The organism is Confluentibacter citreus (assembly GCF_002807055.1).
Classification (GTDB): Bacteria; Bacteroidota; Bacteroidia; order Flavobacteriales; family Flavobacteriaceae; genus Confluentibacter; species Confluentibacter citreus.
Map to the genome: position 1 here is coordinate 220202 of NZ_NIXN01000001.1, position 20879 is coordinate 241080.

At 33.5% G+C, this 20879-nt stretch carries 20 protein-coding genes; 13 read left to right on the forward strand and 7 right to left on the reverse strand.

The features are described 5' to 3' along the window. Positions 1-18: 18 nt before the first annotated feature. Together CDH49_RS00915 and CDH49_RS00920 are read right to left on the reverse strand one after the other, a co-directional pair. Positions 19-261 carry a NifU family protein gene (locus CDH49_RS00915; protein WP_100613436.1) on the reverse strand — a complete coding sequence of 81 codons (243 nt, stop codon included), beginning with the start codon at positions 259-261 and terminating at the stop codon, positions 19-21. A 4-nt stretch (positions 262-265) separates the two neighbouring features. Further along, entirely contained in the window at positions 266-1402 is a 1137-nt protein-coding gene (locus CDH49_RS00920) for an Mrp/NBP35 family ATP-binding protein (protein ID WP_100613437.1), read from the reverse strand. Positions 1403-1675: 273 nt separating this feature from the next. Here CDH49_RS00920 and CDH49_RS00925 point away from each other — a divergent pair, with 273 nt between their 5' ends. After that, positions 1676-4555: a DUF7619 domain-containing protein gene (locus CDH49_RS00925; protein WP_100613438.1), complete on the forward strand. Its 2880-nt coding sequence runs from the start codon at positions 1676-1678 to the stop codon at positions 4553-4555. 1 nt (position 4556) lies between these two features. Here CDH49_RS00925 and CDH49_RS00930 read toward each other — a convergent pair whose 3' ends face one another. The 3 genes from CDH49_RS00930 to trmB are packed head-to-tail and all read right to left on the reverse strand — an operon-like array spanning position 4557 to position 6196. Then, entirely contained in the window at positions 4557-4886 is a 330-nt protein-coding gene (locus CDH49_RS00930) for an MGMT family protein (protein ID WP_100613439.1), read from the reverse strand. A 2-nt stretch (positions 4887-4888) separates the two neighbouring features. Continuing rightward, positions 4889-5518 carry a cation-translocating P-type ATPase gene (locus CDH49_RS00935; protein ID WP_100613440.1) on the reverse strand — a complete coding sequence of 210 codons (630 nt, stop codon included), beginning with the start codon at positions 5516-5518 and terminating at the stop codon, positions 4889-4891. Between the two features lie 3 nt (positions 5519-5521). Then, the gene (trmB, locus tag CDH49_RS00940; RefSeq protein ID WP_100613441.1) at positions 5522-6196 is read right to left on the reverse strand and encodes a tRNA (guanosine(46)-N7)-methyltransferase TrmB; all 675 of its coding nucleotides are present in this window, start codon (positions 6194-6196) and stop codon (positions 5522-5524) included. Positions 6197-6395: 199 nt separating this feature from the next. On the opposite strand from trmB, the gene CDH49_RS00945 reads away from it, so the two are divergent. After that, positions 6396-7451 carry a glycosyltransferase gene (locus tag CDH49_RS00945; RefSeq protein ID WP_100613442.1) on the forward strand — a complete coding sequence of 352 codons (1056 nt, stop codon included), beginning with the start codon at positions 6396-6398 and terminating at the stop codon, positions 7449-7451. On the opposite strand, the gene CDH49_RS00950 is transcribed toward CDH49_RS00945, so the two are convergent. Together CDH49_RS00950 and CDH49_RS00955 are read right to left on the reverse strand one after the other, a co-directional pair. Beyond that, the gene (locus CDH49_RS00950; protein WP_100613443.1) at positions 7425-8468 is read right to left on the reverse strand and encodes a sensor histidine kinase; all 1044 of its coding nucleotides are present in this window, start codon (positions 8466-8468) and stop codon (positions 7425-7427) included. The two genes, CDH49_RS00945 and CDH49_RS00950, sit on opposite strands and share 27 nt — an antisense overlap. A gap of 3 nt (positions 8469-8471) precedes the next feature. Further along, positions 8472-9152, reverse strand: a complete 681-nt coding sequence (locus tag CDH49_RS00955; protein ID WP_100613444.1) for a response regulator transcription factor — start codon at positions 9150-9152, stop codon at positions 8472-8474. 198 nt (positions 9153-9350) lie between these two features. On the opposite strand from CDH49_RS00955, the gene CDH49_RS00960 reads away from it, so the two are divergent. From CDH49_RS00960 to CDH49_RS01010, 11 genes are all read left to right on the forward strand, one after another. Beyond that, positions 9351-9692, forward strand: coding sequence for a T9SS type A sorting domain-containing protein (locus tag CDH49_RS00960; protein WP_100613445.1), 342 nt, complete (start codon positions 9351-9353; stop codon positions 9690-9692). Between the two features lie 233 nt (positions 9693-9925). After that, a complete protein-coding gene (locus CDH49_RS00965) occupies positions 9926-11557 on the forward strand; it encodes a glycoside hydrolase family 9 protein (RefSeq protein WP_100613446.1) in 1632 nt (543 codons plus the stop codon). Positions 11558-11639: 82 nt separating this feature from the next. Further along, positions 11640-12407, forward strand: a complete 768-nt coding sequence (locus CDH49_RS00970; RefSeq protein ID WP_100613447.1) for an abortive infection family protein — start codon at positions 11640-11642, stop codon at positions 12405-12407. A 237-nt stretch (positions 12408-12644) separates the two neighbouring features. Continuing rightward, the gene (rplM, locus tag CDH49_RS00975) at positions 12645-13100 is read left to right on the forward strand and encodes a 50S ribosomal protein L13 (RefSeq protein WP_100611085.1); all 456 of its coding nucleotides are present in this window, start codon (positions 12645-12647) and stop codon (positions 13098-13100) included. Continuing rightward, entirely contained in the window at positions 13100-13486 is a 387-nt protein-coding gene (rpsI, locus tag CDH49_RS00980; RefSeq protein WP_100613448.1) for a 30S ribosomal protein S9, read from the forward strand. The genes rplM and rpsI overlap by 1 nt, the downstream gene beginning before the upstream one ends. Before the next feature lie 206 nt (positions 13487-13692). Further along, positions 13693-14481, forward strand: coding sequence for a 30S ribosomal protein S2 (gene rpsB / locus CDH49_RS00985; protein ID WP_100613449.1), 789 nt, complete (start codon positions 13693-13695; stop codon positions 14479-14481). A gap of 85 nt (positions 14482-14566) precedes the next feature. Continuing rightward, positions 14567-15541, forward strand: coding sequence for a translation elongation factor Ts (gene tsf, locus CDH49_RS00990; RefSeq protein ID WP_100613450.1), 975 nt, complete (start codon positions 14567-14569; stop codon positions 15539-15541). Positions 15542-15668: 127 nt separating this feature from the next. After that, positions 15669-16376, forward strand: a complete 708-nt coding sequence (gene pyrH, locus CDH49_RS00995; RefSeq protein ID WP_100613451.1) for a UMP kinase — start codon at positions 15669-15671, stop codon at positions 16374-16376. Positions 16377-16424: 48 nt separating this feature from the next. Beyond that, positions 16425-16982, forward strand: coding sequence for a ribosome recycling factor (frr, locus tag CDH49_RS01000; protein WP_100613452.1), 558 nt, complete (start codon positions 16425-16427; stop codon positions 16980-16982). Positions 16983-17052: 70 nt separating this feature from the next. Beyond that, positions 17053-18324, forward strand: a complete 1272-nt coding sequence (locus tag CDH49_RS01005) for a hypothetical protein (protein WP_100613453.1) — start codon at positions 17053-17055, stop codon at positions 18322-18324. 57 nt (positions 18325-18381) lie between these two features. Beyond that, positions 18382-20787: an efflux RND transporter permease subunit gene (locus CDH49_RS01010; protein WP_100613454.1), complete on the forward strand. Its 2406-nt coding sequence runs from the start codon at positions 18382-18384 to the stop codon at positions 20785-20787. The last annotated feature ends 92 nt before the right edge of the window (positions 20788-20879 follow it).

A 20879-nucleotide genomic window follows, 5' to 3' on the forward strand; every position in this document is an offset into this window, starting at 1 on the left:
TTTTTGAAGTCGAAAATACTAAACTTGAATATTAATAACCTGCTCAATTTGTGGAGCATATTTTTTTATGGTCATTTCCACTCCAGACCTTAAAGTCATTTGATTAACACTACAGCCTACACAAGCCCCCTGTAATTGTACTTTTACAAGCTTATCATCTTCAATAGCTAGCAATGAAATATCGCCGCCATCACTTTGTAAAAACGGACGAATTTCATCCAAGGCTTTTTCCACATTAATTCTAAGCTCTTCTGTTGTCATAATATTATTTTTTAACTGCTGCACATCCAGCCATAGTTGTAATTTTTATAGCCTCGGTTGGTGGTAAATCGTCGTTACGCCTTACCACTTCCTGCACCACATTTTGAGTTATTTTTTCAAAAGCCTGCTCTAATGGTGTTGCTGTTTGTAAGGCTGCTGGACGACCCACATCGCCTGCTTCACGAATACTTTGCACCAAAGGGATTTCTCCTAAAAATGGTACTTGTAAATCTTCTGCTAAATTTTTAGCGCCTTCCTTTCCAAATATATAATATTTATTATCAGGAAGCTCTTCAGGAGTAAAATACGCCATATTTTCAATAATCCCTAATACAGGTACATTGATACTTTCTTGTTGAAACATGGCAACCCCTTTTTTAGCATCGGCTAACGCTACGTTTTGCGGCGTACTAACAACAACAGCACCCGTTATAGGAAGCGATTGCATAATACTTAAGTGAATATCGCCTGTACCAGGAGGCAAATCTATCAACATAAAATCAAGTTCTCCCCAATGGGCATCAAAAATCATTTGGTTTAAGGCTTTGGCGGCCATGGGCCCTCGCCAAACAACCGCTTGGTTTGGTTGTGTAAAAAACCCAATAGACAAAACTTTAACACCATAATTTTCAACGGGTTTCATTTTAGATTTTCCGTTAATATTTACGGCTAAAGGCCTTTCGCTTTCAACATCGAACATAATGGGGATGGATGGCCCGTAAATATCGGCATCCAAGACTCCGACTTTAAATCCCATTTTAGCTAAAGTCACCGCTAAATTGGCCGTTACCGTAGATTTACCAACACCACCTTTACCAGAAGCAACAGCAACTATATTTTGAATTCCGGGAATAGGATTTCCTTTTATAACATTTACTTTAGGCTTTTCTGGCGCATCTACTTTTACGTTGACCGTGATTTTAGCTTTTTCATAAACTAAATCATGAATGGTTTTAAGTATATCTACCTCAACGCGTTTTTTAGCTTGCAAGCTTGGATTTTTAATAGTAATATCTACAATAACCTCGTCTCCAAAAGTCACTACATTTGTTACTGCGCCACTTTCCACCATGTTCTGTCCTTCGCCCGGAACAGTAATGGATTCAAGTGCTTTAAGTATGTCTTGTTTATTAAGTTTCATGCTCTATTTAGATTAATTCTAATATGCAAATATACAGTGAATTGTTTAGAATTTAAAGTCATTTTATTGAAATGATTTATGGAAACATTTGGTTTTGTTATGGATAATGAAATGTGTGATTATTTGTAAATTTTTGAAAAATTAGGAAATAGTTATAATTCTTTAGCAGAGCTCTAAAACACTTCATCAAGTTTATATTTCACTTAATCTAAATTAACATACAAAAAATACCAAATCATATTCATTGTCATATATTTACCACAAAAAACATGTATGAAACATTACTACCTTATTATAACAACTTTATTAGTTTCTCAATTATTTTATTCACAAAATATATATATACCTGACGCTAATTTTAAAGATGCCTTAGTTAATTCAATTTGTATTGACACTGATGGTGATGGAACATTAGATGACGATGTAGATACAAATAATGACGGAGAAATTCAAATAAGTGAGGCTGAAGTAATAACAGAACTATATGTTTCAAACAAAAACATAAGAAATTTAGAGGGCATTCAATATTTTGTAAGTCTATATAAATTATTTTGTGATGATAATCAACTAGAGACAATAAATTTGAATAATAATCCAATTACAATATTATTTTGCCAAGATAATATAAACCTTACTTCAATTTTCCTTAAGAATGGTGAAACTACATTTATTTCTTCATCGGGACCACCACCACCTGGAGGAACATCTGGATTTTACAATTGCCCAAATTTAACTTTAATATGTACGGATGGAGGCGAGGATTTGTCTAATATTCAGGAATATGTTAATGCTGTTGGACTCATAAACTGCGAGGTTATTAGTACTTGCGATAACTATAGCAACAGTACTCAAATCATAAATATTCCTGACACTAATTTTAAGAACATTCTTTTGAATAATGGCACAGATTTAAATGCAGATGGAGAGATTCAAGTTTTTGAAGCTGAAAATAGAACTTCACTTGCCATTACCAATCAAGGTATAGAATCGTTAGAAGGAATTCAATATTTTGTTAACCTTACTACATTAGCAGCTCAAGATAATTTAATTGCCTCATTGGATATAACCTCATTAACAAATCTTAAATCTTTAGATCTTAATGGAAATTCTTTAACCTCGCTAGACACATCATTATTGACCAATCTTGAATATTTATATCTAAATAACAATTCCTTCACCTCTTTAAATGTTGATACATTAAATAATCTTAAGCAATTAGATTGCAGCTATAATCCCTTGACGAGTTTGGATGTGAGCAAACTAATTAATCTGGTAAATCTTAATTGTGGTGTTTGTGATTTATCATCTTTGAATATAGGCTCCTTAAACAGTCTTAATATTTTAATACTCAACCATAATAAATTAACTGATTTAGATATTACTAACATTCCTAATTTAGTTAGATTAGCATGCAATTCTAACCAATTAACAAATTTAGATTTGAGCAATCTGCCTAATCTAGAAAATTTTAATTGTCAAGAAAATCAATTCACAGAATTAGATTTTAGTGCTTTACCCAACATAAAGTACTTAACCTGTGGGTATAGTAGTCTTTCAACCATTGATGTTAGTAACTTAACTAAACTAGAACAGCTAGTTTGTGGCAATACCCCTAATTTAACAACTTTAATAATTAAAAATGGTAGCCTAGAAACAAAACTATATCTCCCTTTAAGCCCAAATCTAAGCTATATATGTTGTGATGAATTTGAAATTGATACTGTTCAAGATTTAATAAATGGCTATGGCTATACCAACTGCGAAATTAACACCTATTGCACATTTCAACCTGGTGGAGATTCTTCAACAATTGAAGGTCTATTCATATTTAATGAAAACGGTGGCGATTGCAATGATGCCACTCCTTTTTATGACCATGTAAAATACAAGGTTAACAATGCTGTTTCAAACGGCTTATTTATTTCTGACAATTCTGGCTTATATAAAACCTCAGTAAAAGATGGAGATTATACCATAACACCACTTTTGGAAAATTCAGAGTACTTCACAATATCCCCAAGTTCTTTTATAGCTAGTTTCCCAACAGATGGAAATATATTTAATCAAGATTTCTGTATCACCCCTAATGGCGTACATAATGATTTGGATATATCAATAATACCTTTGGATCCTGCTAGGCCGGGCTTTGATACTGATTACAAAATAATATACAAAAATAAAGGGAATCAATCTTTATCAGGTTCAATTGAAATTAATTTTCAACATGATTTAATGGATTTAATTACTTCAAATCCAACAGTTGATATACAATCAACAAATTTATTAATTTGGAATTATAATAATTTACAGCCTTTTGAATCTAAAGAAATTTTAGTAACATTCAACATCAATACGCCTTTGGAAACGCCCTCAGTTAATGATGGGGATATTTTAAACTTTTCAGCTAATATCTATCCAATTATGGGAGATGAAACAGAAGTTGACAATATATTCAGTTTAAATCAAACAGTCGTTAACTCTTATGACCCTAATGATAAAACTTGCTTAGAAGGAAATACTATTACCCCAGATTTAATTGGAGAATATGTACATTATTTAATACGCTGTGAAAATACGGGCACCGCAGAGGCTGTCAATGTAGTAATTAAAGATGTTATTGATACTACAAAATTTGATATTAGCTCTTTGATTATTACTGATTCTAGTCACAATATGGAGACTAGGATTAATAGTAATATAGTTGAATTTGTTTTTGAAAATATTAATTTACCTTTTGATGATGCAAATAATGATGGTTACGTTGCCTTTAAAATAAAAACATTACCAACCTTGGAAGTTGGTGATGTTTTTGAAAATGAAGCTGAAATATATTTTGATTACAATTTTCCAATAATAACAAACAAGTTTCAAACTCAAATAGAAAAAACGCTAAGATTAAACAAATTAGATGGCTTTAATAATATATTAAAAATTTATCCTAACCCAGCAGAGAACCATATTCTTATTGAAAGCAAAGAAACTATTGAGTCATTATCCATATATGATATTTCAGGAAGATTAATTGCAAGAAATTCATATTCGAAAAACAAATTAAGTATTGATGTCCATATTAACAATTTATTGTCTGGAACTTATTTTATAAAAGTAAAAACGGAAAAAAATGAGTATGTAAATCAAATTATAAAAAAATAATTTACAGCTCCTTCCCAGGATCCCAAAACACTTTTCCAAAATCCTGAACTTGGTTATCAATAACTTTAATACCCTCACTTTCTAAAAGCTGTTGCATTAAATTGGTACCATCAAAATGCTGCTTACCGGTTAATAACCCATTTCTGTTTACAACTCTATGGGCTGGCACATCTTTACCAACAGAACCATTCATGGCATAACCTACCATACGTGCACTTCTAACGGCACCAAGATACTTGGCTATGGCACCATAACTTGTTACCTTCCCGTAAGGAATTAGTCTTGCAACATCATAAACTTTATCGAAGAAATTTAGGGTTTCTTGATGCATGCTTAGAGTTCTTTGATAATATTTATTAAGGTTATAATAGAAATAACCCCTGTAACAGCGCCTATAACATAATTCATGTTTTTTTGCGACGTAAATGATTTGCTTCGGATTTTGTCAAAAAAGAAAATATACATGTAAAGCATCACGAATGTTCCCATAACAGCTCCAGAAACATAACTTATAATGCTAATTTTATCAAACTCCAACCAGCCAAAAGACGCCAGTGTAATAGTCATATACGCTTGATAAGGAATGGGAAGCACATTAATAGCCGATAACAACATACCCTGAAAAAACCGACTGTGTTTACTGCGTATTTTTATTTCTAAAGCATGTTTTGGTTTTTTCTTGACTATAAATAAAAAATAAATGGTGATTAAAATAAAAATGACGAACGCTACACGTTGAAGAACTTCTATGATCTCTAAATGGTTACTTATGTATCTAGCAAAAATAGCAGCTATATAGGTTTGTATAAATACAATCACACAAGCGCCTATTGAGAACATAATACCTCTAACATGCCCTTCCCTTAAACTAATATTTGCGGCTGTCATATTAAGCAACCCTGGAGGCACAACACCTATGAATGCTACAAATAATCCTAAAAAAAAGACAATCGATGTATCCACTAACTATTTAATTTTAAACCGAATATACGTAATTGGTTTGTTTATTTCTAGATATTGGGATTCATAAAAGGTTTGGATGCTTGTAACTTCATCTGGACTTCCTTCTTGTTTATAGATGTTATGATTTGAATAAATAACCTCATGCCCTTCACCATGTAACAAACCAAGCGTGTAACCATGCATGAATTCACTATCTGTTTTTAAATTAACGACGCCTTCCGGTTTAAGGATTTGCTTATATCGCTTTAAGAACTCCGAATTGGTCATCCTGTGTTTGGTGCGTTTATACTTTATTTGTGGGTCGGGGAAGGTAATCCAAATTTCGTCCACTTCATTTTGGGCAAAAGCAAAGTCTATCAATTCTATTTGTGTCCGCAAAAAAGCAACATTGGAGATGTGTTCTTCAACGGCTGTTTTGGCACCACGCCAAAAACGAGCCCCTTTTATATCGATACCAATAAAGTTTTTGTGCGGATATCTTTTTGCCAAAGCTATGGAATACTCGCCTTTTCCACACCCCAACTCTAGAACCAAAGGGTTTTCATTTTTAAAAAAGGTTTTATTCCAATTTCCTTTCAATTCAAATTTTTCATTAACAAGTGCTTCTCTATTTGGTTGAAATACATTGGAAAATGTTTCGTTTTCCCTAAATCTTCTAAGTTTATTTTTGCTTCCCAATCTGTTTAATTCTTATTTTTTGGTAAAATTAAGGAAATATGTGAGAGTAGTAATATTACTATCTTTGAATTTAGCAGGATTTTGTGTGAGGGATTGAGGCATTTGTTGAAGCTCTTAAATTATTTGCTTAAAAAATAATTTAAAGCGACTGCCGAAAGCTCGACTTTTGTTTTCAAAAGGCACACCCTAAAAACACATAATGAAAAAAAGAATTTTAGTTGCTCCTTTAAATTGGGGACTTGGGCATGCTACTAGATGCATCCCCATTATAAATGCGCTTATAAATTTTGGTTTCGAACCCATCATTGCCAGTGATGGTGATGCATTGGCATTGTTACAAAAAGAATTTCCTGATTTATTTTCTATTGAATTGCCTTCTTATAAAATCAGTTACTCTAAACGCAAGGCGTATTTTAAATTGAAACTGTTTAAGGATACACCCCGGATTTTAAAAGCCATAAAAGCCGAAAAAATAGTAACAAAACATATTGTTGAAATACATGGCATTATTGGTATCATATCTGATAACCGGTTGGGGGTTTACAGTAAAAAAATACCCAGCGTGATTATAACACATCAATTAAATGTTTTAAGTGGCAACACCACATGGTTAAGCACTCTACTACATAAAGAATTTATAAAGCATTTTGATGCATGCTGGGTTCCAGATGTTGAAGGTGATGACAATTTAAGCGGCAAACTTGGACATGGGAGTGTAACTGAAATCCCAATTAAATATATCGGCCCTTTAAGTAGATTTTTAAAAAAAGACAATAAAACCGTCAATAAACTTTTAGTGATTCTTTCAGGACCTGAACCACAGCGCACTTTGTTAGGTGAAAAACTTTTGGACGAACTAAAAAAACACAAAGAAAAAGTCATTTTTGTTAATGGTAATATTGAAGATGAACAAACCGTTCAGGTAGTTGGGAACATAACGTTATATAATTTTATGACCACAAACCAACTTGAAAAAACCATAAATGAAAGTGAATTAATAATTTCCAGATCGGGTTATACAACCATCATGGATTTAGCCAAACTTGGAAAAAAAGCATTTTTCATACCAACTCCAGGGCAGTACGAGCAAGAATATTTAGCAAAGCGATTGTGTGAATTGAATATCGTTCCTTATTGTAATCAAAATGATTTTACATTGGACAAACTTGAACAAATGGGATACTTTAAAGGTTTAGAGGGCTTTAATTTCGAAACGGATTATAAAGATTTATTTAGCCTTTTCAAGGGTGAATGAAAATTCACTGCCTACACCATACTCACTTTCGACATAAATTTTTTCGTCGTGTGCTTCGATAATATGTTTTACTATAGACAAACCCAATCCAGAGCCTCCCTCTTTCCGGGAGCCACTTTTATCTACCCTATAAAATCGTTCGAACAAACGGGATAAATGCTTTTTCTCTATACCTTCACCATTATCGGTAACACGTACGATCACTTTGTTTTTAATAAGGTTTTCTATACTAATCTCTGTAGTTCCTTTTTCCCTTCCATATTTTATGGAATTAATAATAAGATTCGCCAATACTTGCTGGATGCGTTCTTTATCGGCAGTTACCATAATGGGGTTATGATAATCAATATCAAACGTAAGGGTTATTTTCTTTTTGGCAGCCCTCATCTCCATCATCCCAAATACATTTTTGGCTAGGTCAACGATATCAAACGATTCAATATTCAATCTTAAATCACCTACTTCCAATTTGGTAATCATATCCAAATCGCTAACAATATAACTAAGTCTTTCTACCGCTTCACTGGCACGTTGCAAGTATTTTTCCCTAATGTTTTTATCGTTCATGGCACCGTCCAGCAATGTTAAAATGTAGCCTTGAATGGTGAACAAAGGTGTTTTTAGTTCGTGCGATACATTGCCTAAAAATTCTTTTCGGTATTGCTCCCTAACTTTTAGGGTTTCTATTTCTAGTTTTTTATCGCGGGCAAACTTATCTATTTCTTGGGTAAGGGTGGCCATATCTGTATTTATAGGCCCTCTAGACAAGTTTGTTGATTCTAGAAGTGTTAAATCGTCATATATTTTTTTAACGCGTTTATATATAAATCTTTCAACCCTATATTGTATGACGATAAATGAAAAAATATAGCAACAAATTGTGAAACCTAAAATAAGTTGCCATTTAGGTTCAAAAAAATAATATAAAAAAACACTCATTAAGAGCGTTATAAATATAGTTATGTAAAGCGACGTTCGTATCGCAAACTTGTATGTTTTTTTAAGTTTTACCTGCATTAATTAATCTACAAACTTATAGCCAACTCCTTTAATGGTTTTAAAACAATCATCTCCAATTTTTTCGCGTAATTTTCGAATGTGCACATCAATAGTCCTACCTCCTACAACCACTTCATTTCCCCAAACTTTGTCGAGAATTTCATCGCGTTTAAATACTTTCCCTGGTTTAGAGGCTAGTAAAGATAATAATTCAAATTCTTTTCTTGGTAAAATTATTTCTTTTCCTTTTAAAACTATTTTATACTCATCCCTGTTTATGACTAAATTTCCAATTTTTACGGTGTCTTTAACATCTTCTTCCTTGAAACGTCTTAACAACGCCTTTACTTTACTTATTAATACTTTTGGTTTTATGGGTTTTGTAATATAATCGTCGGCTCCAGCATCAAACCCAGCTAATTGAGAATAATCTTCACCTCTAGCAGTTAAAAATGTAATAACAACATCTTTTAGATTTGGATCTTTTCTAATCAATTCACAGGCTTCAATACCATCCATTTCTGGCATCATGACGTCAAGAATAACTAATTGAGGAAGTTCTTTTTTTGCTTTCTTTACGGCCTCTATGCCATTTTCGGCAGTAATGACTTGGTAACCTTCGCTCGTAAGATTATAACTTACTATTTCTAGGATATCTGGCTCATCATCTACTAAAAGTATCTTTATATCTCTTTTGTTCATTATTAAAAATAAGTTTAAGCCTTATTGCAAGGTAAAGATAAAACTAATAACATAAATTTATTAAAATTCTTAAACAAATAACAATAAGGTAACGTACAACTTACGTAACAGTAACTTTCGGTAAATTGTTCAAATCTTTAACATTTATTTGGTATATGTTTTGTGGTAATTTATTACTTTTACATTTCACAGGTAAATATGAAGAAAAACTACATTATAATTACATTATTGTTTTTTGCTTTTATGATAAACCAACAAGGGTTTTCTCAAAGCAACTTTGGCAATGCTTCTACTCAACAGAACATAGAAGGGCTATCTATTTATCCAAACCCAGTGACTGAAGGCAGGCAGATTATCTATATTACTTCCAAGAAAAACTTTGCAAAAAATATTGAAATCTATAATGTTTTAGGAAAACAAATACTATCCACCGTTTTGAATGGCAAGGAATTAAACATTTCTTCCCTTAGTACAGGTGTTTATATTTTAAAGATTACGGAAAATAAAATAAGCGAGACCAGAAAACTGGTTATTAAATAATAACAAGATTGTGTTGGTCTAAATAACTAGGTTGACCGATTTTAAAAATATCCCATTAACCGTTGAATTTAGCCTCAACGGTTTTTTTATTTTAAAAAGTTCACGACCTTAGTCAACAACTTATTTGAAATTAATCCATTAATTATCTCAATATAATATTATGGAGTATATTACTAGATTTTGAAAAAAAAAAATGGAACCCATAGAATAAACCGTATAAATACAAACCAACCATGAAAAAACAAATTATAGGCAACCTCATACTCATCCTTTCATTTTTTTGTGTGACAGCACAGTCTAACCATATTCATTTCAATTCCATTGGATTTTTACCCAATCATACTAAATCAGCAACCATTTCTAAAGAATGTGATGTCTTTAATATTTTAGATTTGAAAGGCAAGGTCGTGTTTTCAGGAAAAACAACGGGCCCGTATGCTCAAGAAGATGTTAATCAAACCGTTTGGAAAGCTGATTTCTCTGAATTCAAAAAAACGGGAGATTATATTATTGACATACCAAATATTGGCAAATCTGGGACATTCACAATATCAAATGATGCTTTTAATTTTGCAGCCAAAACAAGTATGCGTGGTTTTTATTTATGGCGTTGTGGCATGGAAGTCAATGGCGATTTTAATGGCACACATTACCATCAAGATACCTGCCATTTAAAGGATGGTTTTGACGATTATATTGGCAACCCAAACTCACAACGCGACGGCACAGGCGGATGGCACGATGCTGGCGATTACGGAAAATATACCGTGAATGCGGGCATTACAGTCGGCATGCTTTTTATGGCTTGGGATCATTTTAAACCACAAATTGAAAAATTGCAGTTGAACCTTCCAGATACAGATTCAAAATTACCTGATTTTCTTAAGGAATTGAAATGGGAAACCGATTGGGTTCTAAAAATGCAATATCCTGATGGCTCCGGAAGGGTGTCGCACAAATTAACCAGGGTCAATTTTGCTCCTTTTATTATGGCAGACAAAGATGAGGAAAAACGCTATTTCACGGATTGGAGTTCTGCAGCAACAGCCGATTTTGTAGCCATGATGGCTATGGCTGCGCGCTATTTTGAACCTTATGATGCGGCTTATGCTAAAAAATGTTTGGATGCGGCTTGGGTGAGTTATCGATTTTTACAGCAAAATCCAGAGGAAAAACGTTTTGTGCAAGGCGACTTTAAAACTGGAGGCTACCAAACCAGAGATAACGACGACAAGTTATGGGCAGCAGCAGAACTTTGGGAAACCACAGGAGACAAAACGGTCTTGATTGATTTCGAAAAAAGAGCGGCTCAAATGGATTATAAAATTGAAGAAAATTGGGATTGGGGCAATGTCTCAAACCTCGGAATGTTTACCTATGCGCTTTCAAAAAGAAAAGATAAAAGTCCAGACATTGATAAATTGATAAAGAACAACATCATCCAAAATGCAGATGCCTTGGTTGAAAAAGGCAAAACCGATGTGTATGACCGTGCGCTTGCTGGCACCTATTTTTGGGGTTGCAATGGCACGGTAGCACGCCAAACCATGAATCTACAAATTGCTAATAAGCTGCAACCAAAAAAAGAATACATTGAAACATCCATTGGTATTATTGACCATCTTTTTGGAAAAAATGTTTACAACCGTTCGTTTGTAACGGGCTTGGGGATAAACCCACCGATGCATCCGCACGATCGCCGTTCTGGAGCTGATGGTATTGAAGCGCCATGGCCCGGCTATTTAGTGGGCGGTGGACACAAAGCAACCGATTGGATAGATGAGGAAGAATCTTATAGCCATAATGAAATAGCTATTAACTGGCAAGGTGCTTTGGTGTATGCTTTGATGGGGTTTGTGGATTGATTGGATATGGGAAGGCTGTAGTATAGAAGTTGCTTATATTCTGAAAAACGATAAAAATAGAAAAATTGAAGATTTATTTTAAATGAACGATCTAATTTCAAGAAAATACCAAATGAAACTTGTGAAATCAGTTCATGATGCTATTTGGGAAGAATATAAATCATATAAAGAAGTAAGCATATACATTGATAAATGGCACGAGTCTGACCAATGGAATAATAATTGGGAGAATTTTCAGATATACCTAAAAGACAGCGGAGATATTGACCTATTACGGACGCTACACTCTATGTCTGGAAATGATTTATTGAAAGTAGCTATTGAAATGGGTGTTGATACACCAGATTTTATTCCTATGATTCCGACATTCAAAAATGAATTAAAATCTGATTTTAAAACAGCTTATGACACTTTCACAAAAGCTTTCAAACAAATAGAGACTGACCCAAGTCTTGCGGTTGGTTTGGCAAATTCAGCATTGGAAAGTATAATAAAAGAAATATTAAAAGATGAACGAATCAATAGTAAGGTAAAAGGAAATGAAACTCTATATAAGCTGACTTCAATAATTTTAAAAGAATTTAATATTTTAGATAACGATCATCCAATAGAAATAAAAACTATTGGAAGTTCTCTTTTATCAATTAGCCAATCAATAGAAAAATTAAGAAGTGAGAAAACCGATTTTCATGGAAAAACTAAGGATGATTACTTAATAAATGATACCGTTTTTACATATTTTGTTGTTAATTCAGTTACAACCGTTGGCCTTTTTTTAAATTCATATTTTAAAACAAAGTTTCCTAAACCTACAAAAATAGATGACGAACATGATGATTTACCTTTTTAACTTAAACTATGAAGAAAAACAAACAATTATAAGCTGTTCTTTCTAAAGCGATAAAGCCATTATAACTTCATCTATAAAATTCTCATCCTATTTTCAGCATCTATAAAAAACCCTTTGAAAATCAACCAATAAATTAACTATAAATAATATTCGTCTGTATTTGGTAATCAAATATATAATTGTAAATTTGCAAACTCTTTTTGAGAGAGGAATGTTTAATAAGAAAAAATTAATAACGTGGACACATTAAGCTACAAAACGATTTCAGCCAATAAAGCTACTGCAGATAAGCAGTGGGTTTTAGTTGATGCTGATGGTCAATCTTTGGGTCGCTTAGCTTCAAAAGTTGCAAAACTATTAAGAGGTAAGCACAAACCTAGCTTCACACCACACGTTGATTGTGGTGATAACGTAATTGTTATCAACTCAGAAAAAGTCAACTTAACGGGAAACAAGTGGAATGATAAAACATACATTCGTCACACAGGGTATCCAGGTGGTCAAAGAAGTTTAACAGCTACAGAATTGTTTGGAAAAGATCCAGCAAGGGTTGTAGAAAAATCGGTAAAAGGGATGTTACCTAAAAACAAATTAGGAGCAGATTTATTCCGTAATTTAAATGTTGTTGTTGGTTCTGCACATACCCATGCTGCACAAAAACCAAAAACAATTAACTTAAACGAATTCAAGTAATGGAAGTAATTCACAAAATTGGCCGTAGAAAAACGGCGGTTGCTCGTGTATATGTTGCCCCAGGAAGTGGTAACATCACAGTTAACAAAAAGGAATTAAACGCTTACTTTACAACATCTACTTTACAGTACAAAGTTAACCAACCATTAGCAATGACTAATAACGAAGGTAACTTTGATATTAAAGTGAGTGTATTAGGTGGCGGTATTACTGGTCAAGCAGAAGCTGTTCGTTTAGCGATCTCTCGTGCTATGTGCGAAGTAGATGCAGAAAACAGATTGACTCTTAAACCAGAAGGTTTATTAACTAGAGACCCAAGAATGGTTGAGCGTAAAAAATTCGGACAGAAAAAAGCGCGTAAAAAATTCCAGTTCTCTAAACGTTAAAATCCTGAACCTGTTTCAGGATCTGTTTCATCAGATACTGAATCTTGTTCAATTAAAAAGTTGCTGAAACGAGTTCAGCATTTAAAAAACCAGTTATTGTTGTCCATGACCTTAAAAGTCAGGATTTAGTTAAGCATCTAAATGAAGCCAACAGCCAAAAGCTAAATGGAACATTGCTAATCAACAGAACGTAAACTATCACAAACATGGCAGTAGAAGTAAAAGAATTACTTGAAGCAGGTGTACACTTCGGTCACCTTACACGTAAGTGGGATCCAAACATGGCTCCTTACGTATATATGGAACGCAACGGTATCCATATCATTAACCTTTATAAAACAGCGGTAAAAATTGAAGAAGCAAGCGACGCGTTAAGCAAAATTGCTAATTCTGGCCGTAAAATTTTATTCGTTGCAACAAAAAAACAAGCAAAAGATATTGTTGCTGAAAAAGCAGGCGCTATCAACATGCCTTACATTACAGAAAGATGGCCTGGTGGTATGCTAACTAACTTTGTTACTATTAGAAAAGCTGTTAAAAAAATGGCTTCCATCGATAGAATGAAGAAAGACGGTACTTTCATGACATTATCTAAAAAAGAACGTTTGCAAGTTGATCGTTTAAGAGCTAAGTTAGAGAAAAACTTAGGTTCTATAGCAGATATGACTCGTTTACCAGGTGCTTTATTTGTTGTGGACATAAAACGTGAACACATCGCGATAAAAGAAGCTCAAAAATTAAACATTCCAATATTTGCAATGGTTGATACCAACTCCGATCCACGTCAAGTTGATTATGTAATACCTGCAAATGATGACGCTTCTAAATCTATTGATAAAGTTCTATCATACGTAACTTCTGCTATCGCTAATGGTTTAGCAGATCGTAAAGCTGAAAAAGATGGTTTTGAGGATTCTGAGGATTCTGAAGAAATCGTAACAAAAACAACATCTAAAGCAACCTCTATTAAAGTTGCAGCAGACGAAGAAGAATAAATAACATTAATACAACATAAATAAGTCGTTTAGTTATTTTCTTTGTTGGAAATTTATTGAACGACTTTTTAAATTTTAAAAGAACATGGAAGCTAAAGTACAAATAACAGCAGCAGAAGTAAACAGATTAAGACAAACTACCGGTGCCGGTATGATGGATTGCAAAAAAGCCTTAGTGGAAGCTGAAGGTGATTTTGACAAAGCGATTGACGTTTTACGTAAAAAAGGACAAAAAGTTGCTGCAAATAGAGCCGATCGTGAGTCGTCTGAAGGTGCTGCCATCGCAAAAGTGAATGCAGACAATACTGTAGGCGTAGCTATTGTTTTAGGTTGCGAAACCGACTTTGTTGGTAAAAATGAAAACTTTGTGGCATTGGCAAATCAATTAGCAGATTTGGCTTTTAACTACAATACCAAAGAAGAATTTTTGGCTGCTGATTTTGGAGGCATGACCGTTGCAGAGAAATTAGTTGAACAAACTGGCGTTATTGGTGAAAAATTAGAAATCAATGCTTTTGAAAAATTAGAAGCGCCTTATGTTGGTAGCTATGTTCACATTAACAAAATTGCGGCTTTAGTAGGTTTATCTGCTAATGTTAAAAATGCAGAAACCTTGGCTAAAGATGTTGCTATGCAAATAGCATCTATGGGCGCTACGACGTTATCTTATAAAGATTTTGATCCTGCTTTTATCGCTTCAGAACTGGAGGCTAGAATCGCCGTTATCGAAAAAGAAAATGAAGAATCAGCACGTTTAGGCAAAACATTAAAAAATGTACCTCAATACATTTCTATGGCTCAATTAACACCTGAAGTGTTAGCTAAAGCTGAAGAAGCTGCCAAAGCAGAATTGAAAGCAGAAGGTAAACCAGAACAAATTTGGGATAGAATTTTACCAGGTAAAATTGATCGTTTTATTTCGGATAATACGACTTTAGACCAAGAACAATGTTTATTAGATCAAAACTTTATTAAAGACGATAAAATAAATGTTGCTAAATATGTAGCATCTTACGGAGATGTTGCTATTACAGGTTTTAAACGTGTGTCTTTAGGATAAAATAGAGTACAAATAATATTAAAAAGCCTTTCTAGAAATAGAGAGGCTTTTTTTATGCAATTCAGTTTTTATATAAATTTATAAAATAAAATTTTTATGTAGCTTTGCTAAACTTTCAAAAGCAACAATGAAATACAAAAGAATCCTTCTTAAGTTATCTGGTGAAGCCCTTATGGGAAATCGCCAATACGGTATAGATCCCGAGCGTTTAGCAGAATACGCTGAAGATATTAAAACCATCACAGACAAAGGTGTTGAAGTCGCCATAGTCATCGGTGGTGGAAACATATTTAGAGGTGTTTCTGGAGCGAGCAAAGGTATGGATCGTGTTCAAGGTGATCATATGGGTATGTTGGCAACCGTTATAAATGGATTGGCTTTACAAAGTGCTTTAGAAAATGCTGGCATGCAAACAAGGTTGCAATCTGCCATAAAAATAAATGAAGTGGCAGAGCCGTTTATCCGAAGAAGAGCGATTCGCCACTTAGAAAAAGGGCGTGTGGTTATTTTTGGTGGAGGTACAGGAAATCCTTATTTCACTACAGATTCCGCTGCTGTTTTAAGAGCTATAGAAATTGAAGCTGACGTTATTTTAAAGGGTACCAGAGTTGATGGTATTTACAATGCAGATCCTGAGAAAGATAGCACCGCTATCAAATTTAATTTTATATCTTTTGATGAAGTTTTGAAAAAAGGATTGAAAGTTATGGATACCACAGCATTTACACTTAGTCAAGAAAATAATTTACCTATTATCGTATTCGATATGAATAAAAAAGGAAACCTTTTAAAAGTTGTTTCTGGAGAAAAAGTAGGTACCGAAGTAAACATATAGAATTTGACATAATTTTTTGAACAATAACTTACCATTAAAGTTTAAACAATGAACGAGGAAATAGAATTTATACTAGATACTGCAAAAGAATCCATGGATAATGCTATTAGGCATTTAGAAAAGCAATTGGTAAATATTAGAGCAGGAAAAGCTAGCCCTGCCATGTTGGGAAGTGTGCTTGTAAATTATTATGGTAATCAAACACCCATAAATCAAGTCGCCAACGTTAATACTCCGGATGGTAGAACCATTACTGTTCAACCTTGGGAAAGAAACATGCTTCAAGAAATTGAAAGAGGCATCATGTATGCCAATCTTGGTTTTAACCCTATGAATAATGGCGAAACCATTATTATTAATGTACCTCCTTTAACAGAAGAACGCCGTCGTGATTTAGCCAAACAAGCCAAGGCAGAGGCTGAAGATGCTAAAATTGGCGTTAGAAGTGCTCGTAAAGATGCTAACACTGATATTAAAAAATCTGAAAACATATCCGAAGACCTTAAAAAGAACGCAGAGATAGACATACAACAAATGACGGATAAATACGTTAAGAAAATTGACGATATGTTCGAGCTCAAAGAAAAAGAAATTATGACCGTATAATTTTGGAAGCGATCCCGATAGCTATCGGGATCGCTTCTTTTATATATATTTGCCTTACACACCAACTTTAATGTCAAAATTCTGTACTCTCGCTTTTTTGTTGCTTTTTTCTTGGTTGGCGCGAGCCCAATCTACAACTGAAACGAGTACGGAGCCAACCCAAGATTCCATTAGAGAAAGACAATTTTTAAAACAACTGGGAGATGGTTATCTACCAACCAAATACTTCAATTTTGATTTAAGATATTTGGTTAAATACAATCAATATGAAGCTTTAAGAACAGGCTTGGGCGGCATAACAAACGATGTTTTTTCAGAAAAATTTAGAATAAACACGTATGTTGTTTATGGCTTCAAAGATCATAGGTTTAAATATAGCATAGGCGCAGGTTTCAGAATAGCTGAAAAAACCAATACTTGGCTGGATATTTCATATACTGATGATTTACAAGAAACCGGTAGCTATCCTTTTTTAACCGACAAACGCTTCTTTCAACTCTTTGAGCCTAGGCTGTTAAACATTAGTTTGTTCCATAAAATTATCTCAAGATCTGTTTCTTTAGAATATCAACTGAGTCCGAATATCTTAACGGAAACTCAATTATCCATAAATGATATAAATCCAACTTACGCTTATGAGTTTGCTTTAGATGGCGATAATTATAGTTCATTCGATTTGAGTATGGCAAAAATAGCCGTACAATGGAGTCCATTTAGCAGGTTTGAACTTGCTGAAAAAGGTATTAAAGAAGGGGAAGACGGCTATCCTAAATTCACATTTCAGTACACCAAAAGTTTTAAGGATGTTTTTAAAGGTGATTTTAATTTTTCTAATTTCGAATTCAAGACCATTCACCAAATACAGCACAAAAACAAGAGCCTTTCTGAAATCACCATAGTTTCTGGCATGGCCAATGGCAATACGCCATTAACACATTTATATCACGCTTATCCTAACAATATCAACAAAGAAAAGATTTTAAGACGATTTTCAGTTGCAGGAACAAGTAGTTTTGAAACCATGTTTTTTAATGAGTTCTTTTCTGATAAATTTACAACCATTCAAGTAAAACACGCTTTAAAACCTTTCAATATTTCTGAAAAATATAAACCTCAATTGGTATTAATAAGCAGGTTTGCTATTGGAGATATGGACAACATGGATAGACATCAAAACATCACTTTTGGAACTTTAGAAAAGGGATACACAGAATCTGGTTTCGAAATTAATAAACTACTTTTCGGCTTTGGGTTGAGTTTTGCTTACCGATATGGCGCTTACCATTTACCAAATATTGATGATAATGTTGCTATTAAATTTACATTTAACTTAACATTATAAATCAATTAATCGCATAATACATTGTTTTTTTTACCTTTGCCACCTTTAAACTAAAAGATGTTTAAGCTTTTTACAACAAATTTTTGGTCAGTTACGGCGAGACTTATTTTACGTAATAAAATTGCGATTCTTGTTGGCATTTTAATCATCACTGTTTTATTCAGTACCCAATGGAAACACATGCGCTTCACCTACACAGAAGCCAATCTTTTACCAGATGACCACCCTGTTAATCTTACTTATGATGATTTCTTAAAAACCTTTGGGGAAGAAGGTAACCTTATTGTAATTGGGGTTAAAGATTCCACGTTGTTTTCTGTTGAGAAATTAAATGCTTGGAATACATTATCAGATAGTTTTAAGACGGATGACGCTGTAGAATCTGTTATTTCCATTAAAGATTTACAAAAACTTGTCAAAGATACCCTCAATGAAAAATTTACTTTAAGTCCATTTATAAAAGATGCCATTTCCTCATCTAAAGAAATTGAAACACTAAAAGACGAGCTGTTTAATAAATATCCTTTCTATGACAATTTCTTGTTCAACAACAAAACTAAAACGGTTCGCACTGCCATCTATTTAAAAAAGGATATCGTTAATACATCTGCCAGAAAAGATTTTATCACGAATGTATTATTGCCAAAAACAGAAATCTTTGAAAATACTACAAATCTAGATGTGAGGATTTCTGGAATGCCTTATATAAGAACCTTAAACGCACAAAACATTGTTGATGAAATTGGCCTGTTTATTGTTGCTGCATTATTGGTAACATCACTAATATTCTTTTTCTTTTTTCGGTCATTGAGGGCTACATTCATATCTCTTATTGTTGTATGTATTGGTGTTATGTGGACATTGGGAATAATAGGATTATTGGACTATGAGATTAGTGTTTTAACCGCGCTAATTCCGCCGTTAATCATAGTCATAGGCATTCCCAATTGTATTTTTTTAATCAATAAATACCAGCATGAAGTTAAATTACATGGCAATAAAGTAAAATCATTACAGCGTGTCATTACAAAAATTGGGAATGCCACATTAATGACCAATTTAACGACTGCTTCGGGGTTTGCAACCTTCATACTAACCGAAAGTAAATTGTTAAAAGAATTTGGTGTTGTGGCGTCGTTAAGCATTGTTGGTATTTTTCTATTGTGCATACTTACCATTCCTATTATCTATTCTTTTTTACCCTACCCAAAGGATCGCCATTTAGAACATTTAAATAAGCGATGGATTGGTGGTTTTGTCGATTGGATTGAACAAATAGTAAAGCACAGGCGCATCGCTATATATGGAACCTCCGTAATTTTACTTATAGTCAGCATTATTGGGATTTATAAAATAAAAATTTCTGGAAGCCTTATTGAGGACATGCCTAAAAATGCTGATTTTTTTGAAGACATTCGGTTTTTTGAGCGTGAGTTTAATGGTATTATGCCTTTGGAAATTATGGTAGACACCAAACAAAAAAATGGTGTTATGAAACTGCCAACCTTGAAGCGGATGAATGAGTTGGAGGAATTAATTATTGAAATACCTGAATTATCGAAACCAATATCGGTTGTTGGGTTGGTTAAATATTCCAAACAGGCTTATTACAACGGAAATCCGCTATATTATCAACTGCCAACATCACAGGAAAATAGTTTTATTTTATCGTACGCAAAAAACTCAACATCCAACATCAACCTGATTAATAATTTTGTTGATAGCACGGGTCAATACGCTCGTATTACAACCTTTATGAAGGATGTTGGCACCGATAAAATGGAGCGTATTGAAGAGGACCTTCAGACCAAAATAGATAAAGTATTTCCAAAAGAAAGATACAATGTTACCATGACAGGAAAAGCTTTGGTTTTTCAAAAAGGAACTAAATACTTGGTCGATAATTTAATCATTTCTTTATCCCTTGCCATTTTGTTAATATCCTTATTTATGGCATTTATGTTCAGGTCTTTTAGAATGATTATTGTATCGCTCATACCTAATTTATTGCCTTTATTAATTACAGCTGGTTTAATGGGTTATTTAGGCGTTCCAATAAAGCCGTCAACCATTTTGGTGTTTAGTATTGCGTTTGGTATTTCGGTTGATGATACCATTCACTTTTTGGCAAAATACAGACAAGAATTGCAAGCAAACAACTGGAAAATAAAAATATCGGTTTATGGTGCCTTGCGCGAAACTGGTGTTAGTATGTTTTACACCTCCATCGTTTTATTCTTTGGGTTTTCCGTATTTACTATTTCAAGTTTTGGTGGCACCGTAGCTTTAGGTGCTTTGGTTTCGGCTACCTTATTGTTCGCCATGTTATCAAACTTAGTGCTGCTACCATCCTTACTATTATCTTTAGAAAGAAGCATAGCCAACAAAGAAGTATTAAGAGAACCTGCTATTAACATCATTCCAGAAGAAGATGATGATGAAGATGACAACTCAAACTTTTAATTAGAAATTCCTTCATTAATAATGTTTTATTGGTACTCGTTTTTCAGTCATTCTGATTAGAAAGCCAAAAGTCTTTTTTATATTTACGTTTA

Bases quoted from the DNA above. Each gene is read 5' to 3' on its own strand.
- CDH49_RS00915 (WP_100613436.1), bottom strand. From the start codon at position 261: ATGACAACAGAAGAGCTTAGAATTAATGTGGAAAAAGCCTTGGATGAA.
- CDH49_RS00920 (WP_100613437.1), bottom strand. From the start codon at position 1,402: ATGAAACTTAATAAACAAGACATACTTAAAGCACTTGAATCCATTACT.
- CDH49_RS00925 (WP_100613438.1), top strand. From the start codon at position 1,676: ATGAAACATTACTACCTTATTATAACAACTTTATTAGTTTCTCAATTA.
- CDH49_RS00930 (WP_100613439.1), bottom strand. From the start codon at position 4,886: ATGCATCAAGAAACCCTAAATTTCTTCGATAAAGTTTATGATGTTGCA.
- CDH49_RS00945 (WP_100613442.1), top strand. From the start codon at position 6,396: ATGAAAAAAAGAATTTTAGTTGCTCCTTTAAATTGGGGACTTGGGCAT.
- CDH49_RS00950 (WP_100613443.1), bottom strand. From the start codon at position 8,468: ATGCAGGTAAAACTTAAAAAAACATACAAGTTTGCGATACGAACGTCG.
- CDH49_RS00955 (WP_100613444.1), bottom strand. From the start codon at position 9,152: ATGAACAAAAGAGATATAAAGATACTTTTAGTAGATGATGAGCCAGAT.
- CDH49_RS00960 (WP_100613445.1), top strand. From the start codon at position 9,351: ATGAAGAAAAACTACATTATAATTACATTATTGTTTTTTGCTTTTATG.
- CDH49_RS00965 (WP_100613446.1), top strand. From the start codon at position 9,926: ATGAAAAAACAAATTATAGGCAACCTCATACTCATCCTTTCATTTTTT.
- CDH49_RS00970 (WP_100613447.1), top strand. From the start codon at position 11,640: ATGAACGATCTAATTTCAAGAAAATACCAAATGAAACTTGTGAAATCA.
- rpsI (WP_100613448.1), top strand. From the start codon at position 13,100: ATGGAAGTAATTCACAAAATTGGCCGTAGAAAAACGGCGGTTGCTCGT.
- rpsB (WP_100613449.1), top strand. From the start codon at position 13,693: ATGGCAGTAGAAGTAAAAGAATTACTTGAAGCAGGTGTACACTTCGGT.
- tsf (WP_100613450.1), top strand. From the start codon at position 14,567: ATGGAAGCTAAAGTACAAATAACAGCAGCAGAAGTAAACAGATTAAGA.
- pyrH (WP_100613451.1), top strand. From the start codon at position 15,669: ATGAAATACAAAAGAATCCTTCTTAAGTTATCTGGTGAAGCCCTTATG.
- frr (WP_100613452.1), top strand. From the start codon at position 16,425: ATGAACGAGGAAATAGAATTTATACTAGATACTGCAAAAGAATCCATG.
- CDH49_RS01005 (WP_100613453.1), top strand. From the start codon at position 17,053: ATGTCAAAATTCTGTACTCTCGCTTTTTTGTTGCTTTTTTCTTGGTTG.
- CDH49_RS01010 (WP_100613454.1), top strand. From the start codon at position 18,382: ATGTTTAAGCTTTTTACAACAAATTTTTGGTCAGTTACGGCGAGACTT.